Here is an 18450-nt window from a genome sequence, read left to right on the forward strand (position 1 = left end):
ACCATGACCATCACCCCCGAACGCGACAGCGCGCCCTTCTGGCAGTCCACCTCCGGCAAGCTGTTGATCCAGAACTGCATATCCTGCGGCGAGAATTTCCACTATCCGCGCACCATCTGCCCGTTCTGCGCGGGCAGCGCGCTGGCCTGGGTGGAATGTTCCGGCCGCGGGCGGATCTATACATATTCCGTCACCCGCCGGGGCGAACCCTATGCCATCGCCTTCGTCACGCTGGACGAGGGCCCGCGGCTGATGACGAACATCGTCGATTGCGACTTCGACAGGCTCGCCATCGACGACCCCGTGGAGGTCGTCTTTCACGACATCGACGGCACCGCCACGCCCATGTTCAGGCCCGCGGCCCGGGGCTGAGGCGCCAACACACTGACAGCAAGGAGAAAACGATGACACTCAGGCTCGACGGCAGGGTCGCCGTCATCACCGGCGCGGGTGCCGGTCTGGGGCGGCAGCATGCGCTGCTGCTGGCGAAACAGGGCGCCAAGATCGTGGTCAACGATCTGGGCGGCAGCGTCAACGGCGTCGGCGGCGACCATGCCGCGGCCGACAAGGTGGTGGCCGAGATCAAGGCCATGGGCGGCGAGGCCGTGCCGAACTACGACAGCGTGACCAGTGCCGAGGGCGGCGCGAACATCATCAAGACCGCCGTCGACGCCTTCGGCAAGGTCGACATCCTTGTCGCGAACGCGGGCATCCTGCGCGACAAATCCTTCGCCAAGGTGGAACTGAGCGATTTCGAGGCGGTGTTCAACGTCCATTACTGGGGCACCGTCCACACCGCCCGCGCGGCGTGGAAGCTGATGAACGAACAGCAATACGGCCGGATGATCTTCACCACCTCGGTGGCGGGCACTTCGGGCAACTTCGGCCAGACCGCCTATGGTTCGGCCAAGGAAGGGATGCTGGGCCTGATGCGGGTGCTGGCGATCGAAGGGCGCAAGAACAACGTCCTGATCAACGCCATCTCGCCCGGCGCGCTGACGCGGATGACCGACAACCTCGGCATGGACGACGACTTCATGAAGAAGCTCGACCCCGGGCTGGTGTCGCCGGCGGTGGCGTGGCTGGCCAGCGAACGCTGCGACGTGACGGCGAATGTCATCACCGCCGCGGCGGGCGGATTCGGCCGGGTGCACTACTTCGAAACCAGGGGCGTGCAGTTCGACTACACCAAGCCCGTCACGGTCGAGATGTTCGACGAGGCCTTCGCGCGCATCGCCGACCTGACCACCGCCGACCCGACCACCGCGGGCACCGAGGGCAAGATGCAGGAGCGTCTGGACACGCTCGGCAAGTAAGCCGCCCGCCCGCGCGGCCCGATGCGGCCGCGCGGGCCCTTTCCGAAAGGCCCCCGCATGGACCTGAACCTCAGCCCCGAGGACATCGCCTTCCGCCACGAGGTCCGCGCCTGGCTGCGCGCGAACCTGCCCGCGGACATCACCGACACCGCCCGCCGCCTGTGGCACATCGACCCCGCGTCGATGCAGCGGCTGCAACGCATCCTGCATGCCAGGGGATGGGGCGCGCCGTCATGGCCCAGGGAATACGGCGGCACCGGCTGGACCGCGGTGCAGCGGTATATCTTCGATGAAGAATACTGCATGGCCGACGGCCCCCTGCCGCTGATGGGCGGCCAGGGTATCCCGATGGTGGGGCCGGTGATCTACACCTATGGCACGCCGGAACAGAAGGCGCGCATCCTGCCGCGCATCCTGTCGGGCGAGGATTACTGGGCGCAGGGCTTTTCCGAACCGGGGTCGGGGTCCGATCTTGCCAGCCTGCGCACCCGGGCCGACCGCGACGGCGACGGCTGGGTCATCAACGGGCAGAAGATCTGGACCAGCCTCGCGCATCATTCCAACATGATCTACATGCTGGCGCGCACCGACCAGACGGTGAAACCGCAGCGGGGGATTTCCTTCTTCGTGCTGCCGCTGGACACGCCGGGCATCACCGTGCGCCCGATCATCTCCATCGACCGCGCCCACAGCCTGAACGAGACCTTTTTCGACAACGTGCGCGTGCCCGCCGATGCGCTGGTGGGCGAACCCGGCATGGGCTGGACCTATGCCAAGTTCCTTCTGGGCCACGAACGTTTTTCCATCGCGGAAATCGCCCGCACCAAGCGCCGCCTGCAACGGCTGCGCCAGATCGCGGCCGAAATCCCCCTGCCCGGCGGCGGCACGCTGGCCGAGGACGCGCGGTTCCGCGACCGCGTGGCGGGGCTGGAGATCGAGATGGTGACGGTCGAGCGCATGGGCCTGCGCGTCGCCTGGGAAATGGACCAGGGCGAGGACAACATGCTGTCCGCCTCGATCCTCAAGCTCAAGGGCACGCATCTGTTGCAGGCGGTGCTGGAGGAAACGATCGAGGCGATGGGGATGGCGGGCCTTGCCTACGACCCGCGCCCCGATGGCGCGCAGGTCAGCCCCCCCGCCCCCGACATCGCGCAGGGCAAGATGGAACAGTTCCTGTTCCTGCGCGCGGCCACGATCTACGGCGGCTCGTCCGAGACGCAGAAGAACATCCTGTCCAAGCTCATCTGGGCCGGCGCCTGAAGGGGAATGTGATGGATTTCAGACCGACCGAGGAACAGGCGATCCTGAAGGACAGCGTGGCGGGCTGGCTGCGGCGCAGCTACGGGTTCGAGGCATGGCGCAAGCTGGCCGCCGAACGCCCGCCGTTTTCGCCCGCCAACTGGGCGAGCTTTGCCGACATGGGCTGGCTTGGCCTGACCATCCCCGAGGACATGGGCGGCATCGGCCAGGGGCAGCTGGAACGGATGCTGCTGGCAGAGGCGTTCGGCGCCCATCTGGTGATGGAACCCTACCTCTCCACCGCCGTTCTGGGGGCCGAACTGATCGCCCGCGCCGGATCGCCGGCGCAGCAGGAGGCGCTGTTGCCCCGCATCGCGGCGGGCGATTTGCGGCTGGCCTTCGCCCATGCCGAAACCGGCAGCCGCTTTGCGCTCGACGCGCCGCAGGTGCGGGCGGCGGCGGCGGGCGGCGGGCATATGATCACGGGCCGCAAGATCGTGGTCTGGGATGCGGGCACGGCCGATCTGCTGGTGGTTCTGGCGCAGGACGGGGGGCAGGACGGCGCGCAGGTCGCAGCCTTCCTCGTCGATCCCGCGGGCCCCGGCGTGGCGATGCAGACCTATGCCACCGTCGACGACCGGCAGGCCGCCGACATCGCCTTCACCAACGCCCCCGCCGAACGGTTGGGCGCCGGCGGGCTGGCGGCGATAGAGGCGGCGGCGGATTCCGGCGTGCTGTGGCTGTGCGCCGAAGGCATCGGGGCGATGGCGGCGCTGATCGACCAGACGCTGGATTATGTGAAGGTCCGCAAGCAGTTCGGCCAGCCCATCGGGGATTTCCAGGTGATCCAGCACCGGGTGGTGGACCTGCGCGTGGCGCTGGAAGGCGCACGGGCGATCACGCTCTACGCCTCTGCCCTGCCGCCCGAGGATGGCGACGAACGCCGCCGGGCGGTGTCGGCGGCCAAGGTGCAGGTGGGCCGCGCGGCGCGGCTGATCGGGCGCGATGCGGTGCAGCTGCATGGCGGGATGGGGATGACCGACCAGCTGGCGATCGGCCATTACTTCAAGCGGCTTCTGGTGGTGGAAACCCTTCTGGGCGACATCGCCCACCATCAGGCGCGCTTCGCCGCCCTGCCGACCGAACTCGTCTGACCCCACGGCGCCTTGGCGCCCGGCACAGGGCGGGGGTCGATCCCCCGCCCCGTGCCGTTCATCACGCCCCCGTCAGGATCCCCGCCGCCAGCCGCGCGGTCTGGCCGCGGATATCGGGGATCGCGGTGATTTCCCAGAACGCCGCGCGCGACACCGGCCCGATGGCGAGGATCCGGGCCGAGGCGCGGCCCCCCGCATCCACCAGCCGGCAATCCGCCGTCACCTCCAGCCCCAGGCGCAGCGGGTCCACCCGCACCCGGCCCCGCGCCAGCAGGTCGGCCACCGGCGGCCCCGCGTTCCGCGCCGGATCGTGCCGGATGCCGCGGCAGTCGATGATCCGCCCCGCGCCAAGCGCGACCGGATCCGCATGCCCCCGCAACCGCACCAACGCGCGGATGCCGCCATCCGCGCCACGCCCGCCGCGCAGGAAGCTGCCCCGCCGCACCGCCAGTTGCCCGCTGGCCAGCGCCGCGCCGATGCGTTCGGCAGAGGCCGGGGGGATGCGGTGGCGGTGCACCTCCCACCAGGTCACGGCATGGCGCAGGAACCGCGCGCGTTCGGCCTGCGGCAGCGCCTGCCAGACCGCCGCCAGATGCGGGCGCAGCCCGTCCACCGCATCGCGCCAGGTGCCGCCCCCCGCCTCTGCCTGCCGCGCCAGCCCGCGCAGCCAGTGCAACAGCCGGCTTACCGGCGCGCCCAGGGGAATATCCTCGGCCCGCAGCGTCAGCGGGCGGCCCGGGGCATGCGGCCGGGGCAGCAGGCCGCGGCGGGAGATAGACACGATCTGCCCGCGATGCCCCGCCTTCATCAGCGACAGCACCTGATCCACCATCGACAGGCCCGACCCCACGATGATCACCCGGGCGTCGGGGTCGATGGGTCCCGGATCTTCCCACCCGCCGGTCACGATGCCGCGCAGGTCGGGGGGCGGCACGCAGATCCCGGTCGCCAGCACCGCCAGATGGCCGCGGATCACCTGCCCGTCGTCCAGATGCGCGGCGACGCCTGCCGCCCCTTCCTCCACCCGCAAACAGCGGTGGCGCAGGCAGGCCAGCCGCCCCCCCGCCCGCCAAGGGTCCAGCAGGCCGCCCAGATAGGCGCCATAGGTGGCGCGGCTGACGAAGACGCCATCGCCCCCGTCCGTCCGCCCCTCCAGCCAGCGCGCGAAATGGCCGGGGTCGTCGGGCCAGGCGCTCATGTTGTCGGCGCGGGTGTTCAGCAGGTGGTCGGGGTCGCGGGTCGAATAGGCAAGGCCGCAACCGAGCATGTTCGCCGCCTCGACGATGGTCACGCGGGCGCGCGGGTCCTGCCGCAGCAGTTGCGCCGCCATCAGCACGCCGCTGGCCCCGCCGCCGATGACCAGCACATGCAGCGCCGTATCGGGCGCAGGCCGGGCGGGGGCGATCACCGGAAGCTCGGTCATCCCTGCCCCCGCATCCGGCGGGCAAGCGCCCGGATCAGGCGCGAGACCACGGGCGACGGCCCCGCGGGGGCGGTCAGCAGCCGGGCAAGATCGGGGTCGGAACATCCATGGGGCATGGGGCACCTCCTGCGTGAAGCCAGGATATACTCTATAAGATATATCGAGATTTTTTGTTCCAAAGCATGCCGCAGGAAGGAAAAGTGCTTCTACCTGGATGCCGCCGCGCAGAGGATCGTTTCGTCAAGATCGTCCAAGGGCAAACGCCCCGCACACAAAAGGGCGCACCGACGCCGGGCCGGGCGGGATCAGGAAACGCACTGCGTTTCCCCCGCCCGTTCGCGCGGCGGTGCCATCAGGGACGGTGATGCCGGGAATACCGGAAAGGCCAGCGCCTGCCCCGGCGGGCGAGAAGCGCCCGCCATGGGCGGGGCGGGCGCTGGCCGGGGGCTCGGGGCCCCCGGCCGGACAAGCTTAACCCGCAGGATGTGGCGAAGGCACGCGCCTTCGCCAGTCAGACCGGCAGGGCAGAAGCTTGATAGACTCCGGTCTCAGGAATAGGGGGGCTCGTCCCACCAGGGGAAATAGTCCGGCATGTCCGCCGACACGCGGTCCGGGAAAACGGCCGGACGCTTTTCCAGAAAGGCCGTCACGCCCTCGCGCGCATCCGCCTGCCGGCCGCGGACATAGACCCCGCGGCTGTCGAGCCGATGCGCGGCCATCGGATGGTCCGCCGCCGCCATGCGCCACAGCATCTGCCGCGTCAGCGCGACCGACACCGGCGCGGTCTGCGCCACCACTTCTGCCGCCCAGGCCCGGGCGGCGGCCAGCGCGCCCTCGGGCCCCGTCACGGTGGCGACCAGCCCCTTGTCGCGCGCCTCTTCCGCCGGGAAAAGCCGCCCCGACAGCATCCAGTCCGCCGCCGTGCCCATGCCCACCAGCCGCGGCAGGAACCAGGTCGAGGCGCCCTCGGGCACGATCCCGCGGCGGGTGAAGACGAAGCCGAACCGCGTGCCCTCTGCCGCGATGCGCAGGTCCATCGGCAGAAGCATCGTCACCCCCACCCCCACCGCCGCGCCATGGACGGCGCCGACCACGGGCTTGAGGCAGCGATAGATGCGCAGCGTCAGCAGCCCCGCCCCGTCGCGCACCGCCGGATGGGCATAGTCGATGCCGCCATCGGCGCGGATGGGCGATGCCATCCCCTGCGCGGCATAATCGAAGGTCTTGTCGCCTTCGGACAGGTCGGCCCCGGCGCAGAACACCTTGCCCGCGCCGGCAAAGATCACCACCCGCACCGCATCGTCGGCATCGGCGCGGTCGAGCGCGTCCACGATTTCCTCGATCATGGCGGGCGAGACCGCGTTGCGCCGGTCGGGTCGGTTCAGGGTGATGGTGGCGATGCCCTCGGCCACCTCGTAGAGGATGTTGTGATAGCCCATCGGTCAGTCCTGCATGCTGGCGGCCTGCGCCTCGTAGGTGCGGAAGTGGTCGTCCTCGCTGCCGAAGCTGGCGGCGATGACCATCGCGCGGCGGAACCAGCCGCTGATCGCCAGTTCGTCGGTGATGCCCATCCCGCCGTGCAGCTGCACCGCATTCTGGCTGACGAAGCGGAGCGAACGGTCCACCACGATCTTCATCGCGGCACAGGCAGCGCGGGTTTCCGCCCCGGTGCCGCGTTCCAGCGCGTCCTGCGCCATATGCACCATCGACAGCGCCTGTTCGCGCGCGATCACCATATCGGCCACGCGGTGCTGCAACGCCTGAAAGGCGGCGAGCGGCTGGCCGAACTGCTGGCGCTGGCGCATGTAGGCGGCGGTATGTTCGATCAGGCCCGCCATGATGCCCACGGCCTCTGCCCCCAGGGCGGCAAGCCCCGCATCCACCGCAGGCGCCAGCGCCGCCACCCCCTGCCCCGGGGCGCCCAGCATCCGGGCCGGCGTGGCGGCAAGCGTCAGGTCGCAAGCGGACTGGCCATCCACGGCCATGTAGTCCTGCCGCGCCAGCCCCTCGGCCCCGGCATCGACCAGAAACAGCGTCATCCCCGCACCCGCCACCTGCGCGGTGACGACGAAATGGGTGGCGAGCGGCCCCGACAGGACCACCGCCTTGTGGCCGGTCAGCCGCCAGCCCTCGCCCGCCGGTTCCGCCACGGTCGCGGCACGGGTCAGGTCGAACCGCCCGCCCTCGCCATGCGCGAAGGCGGGGATGAGGCGGCCCTCTGCCGCCTTGGCCGCCAGTGCTGCGTCGGGCAGGTCGCGCAGCAGCGCGGCCAGCATCACCACGGCGACATAGGGCGTGCGGGCCTGATGGCGGCCGAAGGGCTCCATCACCGCGAACACGTCCATCTGCGTGCCGCCGAAGCCGCCCGCCTCTTCGGCGAAGGCCGCGCCGATCACGCCGATGTCGTCCACCAGCCCCTGCCAGATCCGCCGCTGCACGCCCGGGTCGCGCGCCGCCAGCCCGAGCGCATCGGCATCGCGCAGATACCTGTCCAGCGCATCGCGCAGCATCGCCTGTTCGTCGGAAAGCTCGAACCCCACGCCTGCCCCCTAGACGATCTTGCGATCCGCCGCCCAATAGGGCGCGCGCAATTCGCGTTTCAGGATCTTGCCCGAGGGGTTGCGCGGCAGCGCCGGCAGGAAGTCCACCGATTTCGGGCATTTGAAATGCGCGATGCGGGCGCGGCAATGGGCGATCAACTCTTCCGCCGTCGCCTGCTGGCCGTTGCGCAGCACGACGAAGGCCTTCACCTCTTCGCCCCACCGTTCGGACGGCACGCCCACCACGCCGGATTCCAGCACCGCGGGATGTTCCGACAGGGCGGATTCCACCTCGGCGGGATAGATGTTTTCACCGCCCGAGATGATCATGTCCTTGATCCGGTCGCGGATATAGAGATACCCCCCCGCATCCAGATAGCCGGCGTCGCCCGAATGGTACCAGCCGTCGCGCAGCACCTCTGCCGTCGCCTCGGGCCGGCCGTAATAGCCCTTCATCACCGACGGCCCGCGCAACAGGATCTCGCCCGTCTCGCCCGGGGGCAGGTCGCGGCCCTCGGCGTCGATGATGCGGATCTCCATGTCGTGATAGGCCCTGCCGCAGGAGGTCAGCAGTTCCGGCCGGTTCACGTCGTGATCCTCGGGCATGAGGGTGGACCCGACGGTGGTCGTTTCCGTCATGCCGAACATCTGCACGAAGATGGGGCCGAACTTGCGGATCCCCTCGCGCAGCAGTTCCACCGTGATGGGCGAACCGCCATAGCCGATCAGGTTCAGGTGGCGGAACAGGTCGGGGTTGAAGCCGGGGTCGTTCAGGATCTGCTGGATCACCGCCGGCACCAGCCCCGCCTTGGTCACGGGGAAGCGGGCAAAAGCCTCCAGCACATGGGCGCTGTTGGCCTCGCGCGTGGTGCAGACGGCGGCGCCGACATAGGGCGCGTAAAGGGCCCAACAGGTGCCGCCGCTGTGGAAGAGCGGCAGCGGCGCCAGCACCAGATCGGCGTCGGTGAATTCGGTCAACTCGCCCGTTTCGGCATGCCGCGCCATCGCCAGCACGTTCAGATGCGTCAGCATCGCCCCCTTGGGCCGCCCGGTGGTGCCGGATGTATGCAGCTGCAACACCACGTCATCGGGCCCGACCGCCACGCCCGGGTCGGTGTCCGGCTGCCCGTCGCGCCAGGCGTCGAAGCCCGGCACGTCGCCCGCCGCCGCCCCCACGATCACCACGTCGCGGATCTTGGGGCATGCGCGGCGGATTTCCGGCAGGTAGTCCAGATAGTCGGTGCCGATGAACAGGAATTCGGCATCGAAATCGGCCAGCAGGAACAGGATTTCCGGCAACGCCAGACGCCAGCCGATCGGGGTCAGAACCATGCCCGCCTTGGCGCAGGCCATCATCACCTCGAAATAGCGCGAATCGTTCTTGCCCAGATAGCCGATGCGCGCCTGCACCCCGCAGCCCGCCGCGGCAAGGCCGTTGGCGATGCGGTTGGCGCGGCGGTCCCATTCGGCGAAGCTGACGACATCGTCCTGGAACAGCAGTGCCGTGCGGTCGCCCCGCCAGCGCGCGTGATGGCGCAGGACGTCGCCCACCGTGGTCAGGGCATTGCGCGCGGCGCGGTCGGCCGCCGGGTCGGGGGTCTGTGCCATATCGGGTCTCCAGCCAGGGCCGCCGGTCAGGCGAAGTAAAGGAACATGATCTCGGCGACGAGCGCGGGACGCTCCTGCCCCTCGATCTCGATGGTGATCTCTGTCGTGGCGCGCAGCCCGCCGGATGCGGGTTCGAGCGATTTCACCACCTCCGACAGCCGGATCCGCGCGCCGGAAGGGACCGCGTTCAGGAAGCGCAGCTTGTTCATGCCATAGTTCAGCGTGCGCGCCGCCTTGACGCTGTAGATCTGCGGTTGCAGCACGCCGATCAGCGACATGGTAAGATAGCCGTGCGCGATGGTGGTTCCGCCCGGCGCCTCGCGTTTGGCGCGTTCCACATCGACATGGATCCACTGCCGGTCGCCGGTGGCGTCGGCGAAACGGTCGATCATCTCCTGGCTGACCGTCACCCAGTCCGAGGGGCCGAGCTTCTGGCCGATCACGGTTTCCAGTTCGGCGGGGGAATTGAAGATGCGCATGGGGGTCTCCTTACAGAATGCGGCCGGCGGGGCGCCGTGGCCGGCAGGGTCAGCGGCTGTTCAGCGTCAGCCGCGCGATGATGTTGCGCTGGATCTCGTTCGAGCCGCCGAAGATCGAGGCCGCGCGCAGGTTCATGTGCCGCGCCGAGGGGCGCAGCGCGATGTCGGGGCCGATCACGGGCACCTCGCTGCCCGGTTCCAGCGCCGCGCGCTGGTCGGGGATGGCGGCCTCGCCAAGCGCCAGCACGGCCAGTTCGGCCGCCTGCTGCTGCACCTCTGACCCGCGGACCTTGAGCACCGAGGCCATCGCATCGCCCGGGTTGCCCCCGGCGGCGAGCCCCGCGATCACGCGCTTTTCGGTCCAGCCCTGCGCGAGGATCGCGATTTCGGTTTCGGCATAGCGGCGGCGGAAGAAGGGATCGCCCCAGAGCGGCGGGTCATCCCCGGCCCGGGTGGCGGCGGCGCGCGCCTCTTCCAGCGAGACGCGGGCGGGGGCGGCGTAGCTGCCGCCGCGTTCGAATTCCAGCAGGTACTTGGCGATGGCCCAGCCCTGGTTTTCGTCGCCCACCCGGTTTTCCACCGGCACGCGCAGGTTGTCGAAAAAGACCTGGTTGACCTCGTGTTCGCCCGACATCGACCGGATCGGGCTCACGGTGATCCCGGGCGCGTCCATCGGCGACAGAAGGAAGGTGATGCCGGCCTGCGGGCGCCCTGCCGTCGAGGTGCGCACCAGCATGAAGATCCAGTTCGCCCAATGGGCATGCGTCGTCCAGATCTTGCCGCCGTTGATCACGTAGTGATCGCCGTCCCGCACCGCCGCGGTGCGCAGCGACGCCAGATCGGACCCGGAACCGGGTTCGGAAAAGCCCTGGCACCAGTAATGGTCGCCCGACAGCAGCCGGGGCAGGAAGAACGCCTTCTGCGCCTCGGTGCCGAAGGCCATCAGGACCGGGCCGACCAGTTGCAGCCCGCCCAGGAACAGTTGCGGCGCACCGGCCAGCGCGCATTCTTCCTCGAAGATGTGGCGTTCCACCACGTCCCAGCCGGGGCCGCCGTATTCGCGCGGCCAGGCCGGGGCGGACCAGCCCTGCGCATGCAGCGTCCTGTGCCACCAGATGCCCAGATCGCGTTCCGCGGCCACCCCCGCCTGACGGCGGGCGCGGGCGCGGATTTCCGGGGTCAGGGTACGCGCCAGAAAGGCGCGCACCTCTGCGCGGAAGCTTTCGTAATGATCCGCCATCGCCCCGCCCCTCAACCGAACACGACCTTGGGCAGCCACAGCACCACATGGGGGAAGGCGATCATCAGCCCGACGACGACCAGATCCATCACGAGGAACCACATCACGCCCTTGAAGATCTCTGCCAGCTTCACCCGGTCGCCGACGATTCCCTTGATGACGAAGACGTTCATCCCCACGGGCGGCGTGACCATGCCGATTTCCAGCAGCTTCACCAGCAGCAGGCCGAACCAGATCATGTCGTGCCCGCCCGCCTTGATCACCGGCAGCACGATGGGCAGCGTCAGCAGGATCGCCCCGATCGGTTCCAGAAAGCAGCCCAGAACCAGATAGACCACCACGATCATCAGCAGGATCACCAGCTGGCTTTCCGACACGCCCAGAATGGCGTCGGAGATGACCGAGCCGATGCCCGAAATCGCCAGAAGCCGGGTGAAGAGGCTCGCCCCCAGGCCGATGATGATCAGCGCGCTGGTGGTCAGCAGGCATTCCAGCGCCGCGGCGCGGAACCGTTTCCAGGTCAGTGTGCGCTTCATCAGACCCACGACGGTGGCCATGAAGGCACCGACGCCGCCGGCCTCGGTCGCGGTGAAGATGCCGCCGAACAGCCCGATGAAGATGCCCGCCATCACCAGCAGGATCGGCCAGGTATCCCACAGCGCCGCGCGCCGTTCGGCCGCCGTCACGTCGCGGCGCACCTTCGGGGCGACGGACGGGTTCGTCCAGACCCGCAGCAGGATGACCAGCACATAGCCCGCGACGCTGACGATACCGACGGTGAAGCCGGCCATGAACAGCTGCGGCACCGGCTGTTGCGCGATCACGCCGTAAAGGATCAGCAGGATCGACGGCGGGATCAGCGCGCCCACCGTACCGGCGATGGCGACCGTGCCGGTGGAAAGCTCTGCGCTGTAGTTGCTTTTCAGCATCTCGGGCACGGCGATCCGGCCCATGGCCGCCGAGCAGGCGACCGACGACCCGCAGATCGCGGCGAAGATGGCCGAGCCGAACACCGCCGAAATCGCAAGCCCCCCCGGCAATCGCGCCAGCCAGACCCTTGCCGCCTCGAACAATCCCTTGGTCAGTTCCGCGTGATAGGCGATGAAGCCCATCAGCAGGAACATGGGGATCGAACTCAGCACCCAGTTCGCGGTGAAGTCGAACGGCACCACGCCGATCGCGCCCCAGGCCACTTTCCAGCTGGTCAGCGACCACAGGCCCCCGAACGACACCACGATCATGGAAATGCCGATCGGCACCCGCAGCGCCAGCAGCACCAGCAGCAGGCCGAGGCAGGTGAAACCGATGTCGATGTTGCTCATGCCGCTTCTCCGGGCTGGACGTCCGGGTCTACCTCGTCAAGGCTGGTGTCGAGCCCGGACTTCGCCCCGGTGAGGTAACAGACGAACTTGTAAAGCACGACCACCAGCACCAGCGCCGTCCCCAGGGGGATGATGTAATAGGCCGGCCAGACGGGGATGTTGGTGTCGCCCGAGGTCACGTAGGCGTGGACCTTGTGCTTTTTCAGCGCCTCTTCCCAGTTGCGCACCATCAGCGCCGCGAACACCAGAATCGACAGCAGATAGGCCAGCCCGTCGAGATGCTTCTGCACCCATTTCGGCATCATGTCGGCGAAAAGCTCGACCGAGATGTTGCGGTTCTTCTCTTCGGTGAAGCACAGCGAGAAGAAGCCGACGATGATCATGTAATAGCTGGTCACGATTTCGATCGTGCCCGTCAGCCCGGATTTGAAGACATAGCGCATCACCACGTCGGCGGCGATGTGCACCATCATGACGATGACGAACAGGCTGCCGAGATTGGTGAACAGCGCAATGACCCTGGAGATCAGCGCACCCAGTGCAGTCACGGTCTCACCTCTTGGGTTCTGGGGGTTGCGGCAGGGCCCCGGCCCCGGGCCGGGGCCAGGGCCGGGGATCACGGCAGATCAGAAGCCGTAGGCGTTGACATCGACCTTCGACAGCGCCTCGTTCCAGTAGAGATCGGTCAGTTCCTCGGCGCTCTGGACATCGGCGACGAGGCCGGTCCAGCGTTCGAAGATGGATTTGAACGTGGCCACCGCCTGTTCGGTATCCTTCAGGCCGTATTTTTCCTGATAGTTCCTGGCGATATTGGCGAGGTCATTCTCGATGAACGCGACGGTATGGCTGCGCAGGTCGTCGGCCGGGTCGATGATCCCGATGCCCTTTTCGGCCGCCTTTTCCAGCGCCGCCTTGTTGTTGACGTGATAGTTCCAGCTGACCACCGCGCCGTGATAGGCGGCGGATTTCAGCAGGTCGGTGCGCTGTTCGGGCGTCAGGGCCTGCCAGGTGTCGATATTGACGTTGACCTGCCCGGTGCCGCCGAATCCGCCGCCCGGCACGTCGCGCACGATGTATTTCACCGCGTCGATCAGGCTGAGGTCCACCAGTTCCGCCGCGCCCTGAAGCGAACAGTCCAGGATGCCCTGCGTCAGCCCCTCGAAGATCTCGGGCTGCGGGATCGACACGGTGGTGGCGCCCACGCTCTGCGCCCAACGGGTCCACTGGGCGCCGGGCGCGCGCAGGCGGATGCCCTGCATGTCGGCCAGCGACTTCACCTCTTTGGTGCACATCAGCAGGTATTCGGTGGACGAACTCGAGGTGTAGATCTGGTTCTGCGCCTTCATTTCCTCGACGCAGGCAGGGCAATGCTGGGTGATGTATTCGGTCAGCGCACCCGCCCAGGCGATGCCGCCCCTGTCGCCGGTGTTCATCGACGCGAACAGCATCGTCAGTTCCGAAATCATGGTCGAGTTCGGATATTCCGCCGGGAAGTAGGGGAACAGCACCATGCCCATGTCGGCGATGCCGTCGCGCACGCCGCCCGACATTTCGGTGAACTTCAGCAGCGATTGCGCAAAGACCTGGATGTTCAGATCGCCGCCCGAGATGTCGCGCGCATGGTCGGCCCAGGCCAGCGCGCCCTTTTCGCCGGTGGAATTGGGCGCAAAGCCGGTGGCAAAACGCAGGTCCGTGGCCGCCGCCGGGGCGGCCAGCAGGGCCGCAGTCGCCGCCGCGGCGGCCGCAGCCGTGAATTTCCTTGCGATGTTCATTGTCGTCTCCCTCTCACGGCCGTCACGGCCCGGCTAGGCGCAGGGCGCGGAGGTCCGCATGCCAGTCGTTTCCCCCTGCCGCGATTGTCGTTTGTTCCTCCCGGGGGTGGGCAGACGCTAATTTTCTTGCATCGCGAAGGCTGTCCCCGTCACATGGCACAATCTTGCCGCTTTTGTCGCCGGATCATGCAAGCATCGGAAATAAAATGAAAAAAGGCGCGGTGAACCGCGCCTGCCCTGCCGTATTTCCGATGGCGCGGCCGATCCGCGCCGATCCCGTTTTCAGGCGGCCGCTTCCTCGGGCCGGCGGCTGGCCTGCCGCTTGCTCCACATCGCCAGATACCACATCAGCAGTTCGCGCTGGCTGCCGATGCCGAGGCGGCTGTAGGCGCGTTTGCGATAGGTCATCACGCTTTCCTTGCCGATGCCCAGATCCAGCGCGATGCCGTAGGACGACAGGCCGTAAAGGATGCGGGCGCAGACCTCGCCCTCGCGCTTGGACAGGTCGGTGCCCGAGGTCATGCAGTCCTCGATTTCCTCGAGCGAGCAGAGCGCGGGGGTCAGGTTCGGGCGGCGCAGCGTCAGGTCGGCGTGCTTGGACACGACCGAGATCAGCATGTTGGCCACCTGTTGCAGCATGCCCAGGCCCTGGTCGCACAGCGCCGCCGCCCCGGCCGGGCGCAGCACGCGGATGCAATAGGCGGCATCGGCGCGGCGGGCGCAGATCAGGATGCGCTGGCGCTTGGCGGCCGGGTCCATCGGGTCGCTGGCCGGAACCATCGCCACATCGACGCGCGCGCCCATGTTGCCGACCATGCTCAGTTGCCGCTTCACCTCGTAGACGTTCAGGTCGCTGCGGGCGACCACGGCGGCATCGGCGCCTTCGGCGGCGGCGATTTCCGTGAATTCGAACCCGCGCAGTTCGAACAGCGCGCAATGGTCCGCGCCGTCGAACCCGGCGAAGAAGGTCAGAAGCCGGTCGGCCAGATCGGCGGTGCCGATCGCCTCGACCACGCCGGTGAAGTCATGCGCAGCGGGCCGGGATGCGACAGTCGAGGCAGGTCCTGTCAAGTCCAGAAGTACGTTCATCCCATCCTCCTCCGGGTAGCTGCGTCTGCCTGTCGGGGCGCGCGTCCTGAGGAAGTATTGCTTACAAAGTGAAACTTTTTCAATGCCAAAACAATGCCGCAAAGCAGCATTGTCATCTTATTGTTTTATTTTGAAAAAATTGTTGATCATTCCCATCATGATTTGACTGCAAACACATTCTGCGGTGCAACATGTCCATTTTTCGGGGGTCGGAAAGGCGGTTTTCCGACCCTGCGGCACCCCCTGCGTGTAACATTCTCGAAACGATTCGGCGCAGGGCTAAACTGCGGCAGAAACGCGCAGAATCCCGTGATCGGGGGCAAAAAAACGGGGCGGCCGGTTGCCCGGCCGCCCCGCCTGATTCGTCCCCCTGGAAGGGGTCAGAGCTGCGGATCGGCGATCCGCACCACGATGCCGTCCAGATCGTCGGACATCACCACCTGGCAGCTGAGCCGGCTGTTGGGCATGCGGCCCATCGCGGTGAAGTCGAGCATCTGGTCCTCGTTGGCGGAAACCTCGCCCGATTTCGCGAGGAAGGCGTCGTCGATGACCAGCACGTGGCAGGTGGCGCAGGTCAGCCCCCCGCCGCAGTCGCCGACGATCCCCTCGATCCCGTGCGCGGTGGCGGCCCGCATCAGGCTGGTTCCGACGGGCACGTCCAGTTCGACACGGCTTTCGTCGGGGTTGATGAAGGTGACTTTGGGCATGTGGTTAACCTCTTTCCTTGATCAGTGAGCCACCAGGCGCAGCGGCAGGGTTTCCAGCGTGCGCAGGGTGTTGATGGGGTGAACCGCCGGCGTGCCGGTCAGTTCGATACGGTCGATCCGGCGCACCAGCGCCGAAAGGATGCATTCGGCCTCCAGCCGGGCGATGTTCTGGCCGATGCAGATATGCGCCCCGGCGCCAAGCGCCATGTGGATGCCTGCGCTTTCGCGTTCGACGCGGAAGGCGTCGGGCTCGGGGAACTGGCGCCCGTCGCGGCTGGCCGCGCCCAGGAAACAGCCCACCTTGGTGTCGCCCTTCAGGTGCAGGCCCGAAAACTCCATGTCCGCCACCGTGGTGCGGAAGATGCAGGATGCGGGGCCGGACAGGCGGATCGCCTCTTCGAAGGCGTTCTTGGCAAGCGAAGGGTCGGCCTTGACCTTGGCCCATTCGTCCGGGTTCGTCGCCAGATAGTAAAGCGCCCAGCCGATGCCCGAAATCGTCGTGTCCACCCCCGCGCGCAGGAAGGTGCGCACCTGTACGCCGCCGGTGCCCGGGGCGAAATCGCCGCGATCCTCGGCCGCATAGATCTGTTCGCCAAGCCCGCCGGGGATCATGCTCGACCGGTCGAAATAGGTGGCGTATTTTTCCAGGATCGACGCCGAATCCGCGACCGACCGTTTCGTCAGGTCGTTGTTCGGGCCGAGCTGGTTGAAGTTCATCTCGCCCAGGGGCAGGAAATATTCGCGCGGCATGTCGATGCCGAGCACATCCGGAAAGACCTTGAGCACATAGGGCTGCACGATGTCGCGCACGGCGTCGAGATCGACGTTCTTCGGCAGCGCCTCGGCCTGGCGTTCGGCCTCTTCGGTGAAGACCTCGCGCCACCGGCGGATGACGATGGGCGACAGCACCTTGGTCAGCGCGCCGCGGATCGGCGTGTGGCGCGGGGGGTCGACCTCGGTGATCGGGCTCGGCGTGCGCCAGGCGCCGGGCTTGCGGATGTCGGACAGGCCGATGCCGCCTTCCGAGGTGAAGCGCGCGTAATCCGTCATCACGGTGCGCGTTTCCTCGTACCGGCCCACGGCATACATGTTGTGCGCCGGGATGAACACGACCGGGGCGGTATCGCGCAGCGCCGCATAGAAGGGATAGGGATCGCGCAGGTTTTCGACCGCGAAGGGGTCGATATCCAGCACCGGCGGCGCCCTGGTCATGTCAAGCTGTTCGGTCATTGCTGGGTCTGTCCTCCTTGCAGCGCCGGGCTCAGGCGGAAGTAAATCGCAGCGGCAGAATGTCAAGCATCCGCATCTGGTTGATGGGGCGATAGCGCGCCTCGCCGTCAAGCTCGATCCGCGACACCAGTTTGGACAGCGCCTTGAGGATCGCCTCTGCCTCGATCCGGGCGATCATCTGGCCGATGCAGGTATGCGCCCCCTGCCCGAAGCCGACATGCACGCCGGTGGAGTTGCGCATCAGGTCGTAGCGGTCGGGGTCCTCGAACTTGCGCGGGTCGCGGTTGCCGGCACCCATGAAGATGCCGATCTTGGTGTCGCCGTCCAGCGACACGCCCGACAGTTCCACCGGCCCGGTGGTGGTGCGGTAAGTGACCATGAAGGCGGGCTCCATGCGGATCGCCTCCTCGAAAGCCAGCTTGGCGCGGCCGTTCGCATCCTCGCGCAGCAGATCCCATTGCGCCGGGTCGCGCGCCAGATAGTGCAGCGTGTGGCCAAGGGCGGCGATGGTGGAATCGCTGCCGCCGCCGATCAGCGAACGGACCATGTTCGACGCAAGGCCCGGTTCGGGGAACTCGCCCCGCTCTTCGGCCTCGAACAGGCTTTCGGCGATCGAGCCGGGCTTGGCGGCCTCGCGCGTCACGCTGTGCTCGAACCATTCGATATGGGGTTTCGCGCGTTCCATCGCCTTGCGGTAAAGCTCGTTCGGCGGGCCGCTCTGGTTGAAGCGCATCTCGCCGATGGCGAGGATCTGTTCGCGGGGCATGTCGATGCCCACGGCCTGCGGAAAGACCTTGAGGATCCACGCCTCGGCCAGATCCTCCACCCCGTCGATGCTGCCGCGGGCGACGATTTCCTCGGCGAAGGGGGTGGCGAGCTTTTCGAAATGCTCCTTCCAGCGGCGGATCACGATGGGCGACAGGTATTTCGTCACCACGCCGCGGATGGCGGTGCTGCTCGGCGGGTCGTTTTCCAGCATGCGGTTGGGCACGCGGAAATCGCCGGGCTTGCGGATGTCCTGGATGCCGATCCCGGCCTTGGCCGAAAAGCGTTCGTGGTCCTTGAACACCTCGGTGCATTCGGCGTGCCGGCCCACGGCATAGACGCCGTGCTTCGGGATGAAGGCGACCGGGCCGATGTCGCGCAACGCCGTCTGGAAGGCGTAGGGCGAGGTGATGTTCTCGACCGAATAGGGGTCCATATCCAGTACGGGGGCGGTGATGCGATCCCTGGCTTCAACGCTTGCGGTCATCCTGCGCTCCTTTTCGGCAATCGGGCCTGGGGCATGAATAGCCCGGCACGACGATACCGCACTATCCCCGCCCCCGGGG

At 67.6% G+C, this 18450-nt stretch carries 17 protein-coding genes; 4 read left to right on the forward strand and 13 right to left on the reverse strand.

Annotated features, from left to right (window positions below; genetic code table 11):
• The first annotated feature begins 3 nt into the window (after window positions 1–3).
• The 4 genes from RGD00_RS01220 to RGD00_RS01235 are packed head-to-tail and all read left to right on the forward strand — an operon-like array spanning window position 4 to window position 3709.
• Entirely contained in the window at window positions 4–372 is a 369-nt protein-coding gene (locus RGD00_RS01220) for a Zn-ribbon domain-containing OB-fold protein (RefSeq protein ID WP_310455285.1), read from the forward strand.
• Window positions 373–404: 32 nt separating this feature from the next.
• The gene (locus RGD00_RS01225; protein ID WP_310455287.1) at window positions 405–1316 is read left to right on the forward strand and encodes an SDR family NAD(P)-dependent oxidoreductase; all 912 of its coding nucleotides are present in this window, start codon (window positions 405–407) and stop codon (window positions 1314–1316) included.
• Between the two features lie 57 nt (window positions 1317–1373).
• Window positions 1374–2576, forward strand: a complete 1203-nt coding sequence (locus tag RGD00_RS01230; RefSeq protein ID WP_310455289.1) for an acyl-CoA dehydrogenase family protein — start codon at window positions 1374–1376, stop codon at window positions 2574–2576.
• A gap of 11 nt (window positions 2577–2587) precedes the next feature.
• Window positions 2588–3709: an acyl-CoA dehydrogenase family protein gene (locus RGD00_RS01235; protein WP_310455290.1), complete on the forward strand. Its 1122-nt coding sequence runs from the start codon at window positions 2588–2590 to the stop codon at window positions 3707–3709.
• A 61-nt stretch (window positions 3710–3770) separates the two neighbouring features.
• Here RGD00_RS01235 and RGD00_RS01240 read toward each other — a convergent pair whose 3' ends face one another.
• From RGD00_RS01240 to RGD00_RS01300, 13 genes are all read right to left on the reverse strand, one after another.
• Window positions 3771–5132, reverse strand: a complete 1362-nt coding sequence (locus RGD00_RS01240; RefSeq protein ID WP_310455292.1) for an FAD/NAD(P)-binding protein — start codon at window positions 5130–5132, stop codon at window positions 3771–3773.
• 548 nt (window positions 5133–5680) lie between these two features.
• Complete coding sequence (locus RGD00_RS01245) at window positions 5681–6571, reverse strand: enoyl-CoA hydratase-related protein (protein ID WP_310455294.1); 891 nt, start codon at window positions 6569–6571, stop codon at window positions 5681–5683.
• Between the two features lie 3 nt (window positions 6572–6574).
• Window positions 6575–7672, reverse strand: coding sequence for an acyl-CoA dehydrogenase family protein (locus RGD00_RS01250; protein ID WP_310455295.1), 1098 nt, complete (start codon window positions 7670–7672; stop codon window positions 6575–6577).
• Window positions 7673–7681: 9 nt separating this feature from the next.
• Complete coding sequence (locus RGD00_RS01255; RefSeq protein WP_310455296.1) at window positions 7682–9280, reverse strand: long-chain-fatty-acid--CoA ligase; 1599 nt, start codon at window positions 9278–9280, stop codon at window positions 7682–7684.
• A 26-nt stretch (window positions 9281–9306) separates the two neighbouring features.
• On the reverse strand, window positions 9307–9759 hold the full coding sequence (locus RGD00_RS01260) for a MaoC family dehydratase (RefSeq protein ID WP_310455297.1): 453 nt from the start codon (window positions 9757–9759) through the stop codon (window positions 9307–9309).
• Window positions 9760–9808: 49 nt separating this feature from the next.
• Window positions 9809–10999 (reverse strand): acyl-CoA dehydrogenase family protein, encoded by a 1191-nt coding sequence (locus RGD00_RS01265; RefSeq protein ID WP_310455299.1) that lies wholly within the window; start codon window positions 10997–10999, stop codon window positions 9809–9811.
• A gap of 11 nt (window positions 11000–11010) precedes the next feature.
• A complete protein-coding gene (locus tag RGD00_RS01270) occupies window positions 11011–12321 on the reverse strand; it encodes a TRAP transporter large permease (RefSeq protein WP_310455300.1) in 1311 nt (436 codons plus the stop codon).
• The gene (locus RGD00_RS01275) at window positions 12318–12869 is read right to left on the reverse strand and encodes a TRAP transporter small permease (RefSeq protein WP_310455301.1); all 552 of its coding nucleotides are present in this window, start codon (window positions 12867–12869) and stop codon (window positions 12318–12320) included. Before RGD00_RS01275 ends, RGD00_RS01270 begins: the two co-directional genes overlap by 4 nt.
• A 78-nt stretch (window positions 12870–12947) precedes the next feature.
• Window positions 12948–14093, reverse strand: a complete 1146-nt coding sequence (locus RGD00_RS01280; RefSeq protein ID WP_310455302.1) for a C4-dicarboxylate TRAP transporter substrate-binding protein — start codon at window positions 14091–14093, stop codon at window positions 12948–12950.
• A 282-nt stretch (window positions 14094–14375) separates the two neighbouring features.
• A complete protein-coding gene (locus tag RGD00_RS01285) occupies window positions 14376–15182 on the reverse strand; it encodes a helix-turn-helix transcriptional regulator (RefSeq protein WP_310455303.1) in 807 nt (268 codons plus the stop codon).
• Window positions 15183–15562: 380 nt separating this feature from the next.
• A complete protein-coding gene (locus RGD00_RS01290) occupies window positions 15563–15889 on the reverse strand; it encodes a 2Fe-2S iron-sulfur cluster-binding protein (protein WP_310455304.1) in 327 nt (108 codons plus the stop codon).
• 21 nt (window positions 15890–15910) lie between these two features.
• The gene (locus tag RGD00_RS01295; RefSeq protein ID WP_310455305.1) at window positions 15911–17119 is read right to left on the reverse strand and encodes a cytochrome P450; all 1209 of its coding nucleotides are present in this window, start codon (window positions 17117–17119) and stop codon (window positions 15911–15913) included.
• A 31-nt stretch (window positions 17120–17150) separates the two neighbouring features.
• The gene (locus RGD00_RS01300; RefSeq protein ID WP_310455307.1) at window positions 17151–18371 is read right to left on the reverse strand and encodes a cytochrome P450; all 1221 of its coding nucleotides are present in this window, start codon (window positions 18369–18371) and stop codon (window positions 17151–17153) included.
• Window positions 18372–18450: the final 79 nt, after the last annotated feature.

Origin of the sequence: Ruixingdingia sedimenti, from assembly GCF_031432425.1 — a bacterium.
Taxonomy (GTDB): Bacteria; Pseudomonadota; Alphaproteobacteria; order Rhodobacterales; family Rhodobacteraceae; genus Ruixingdingia; species Ruixingdingia sedimenti.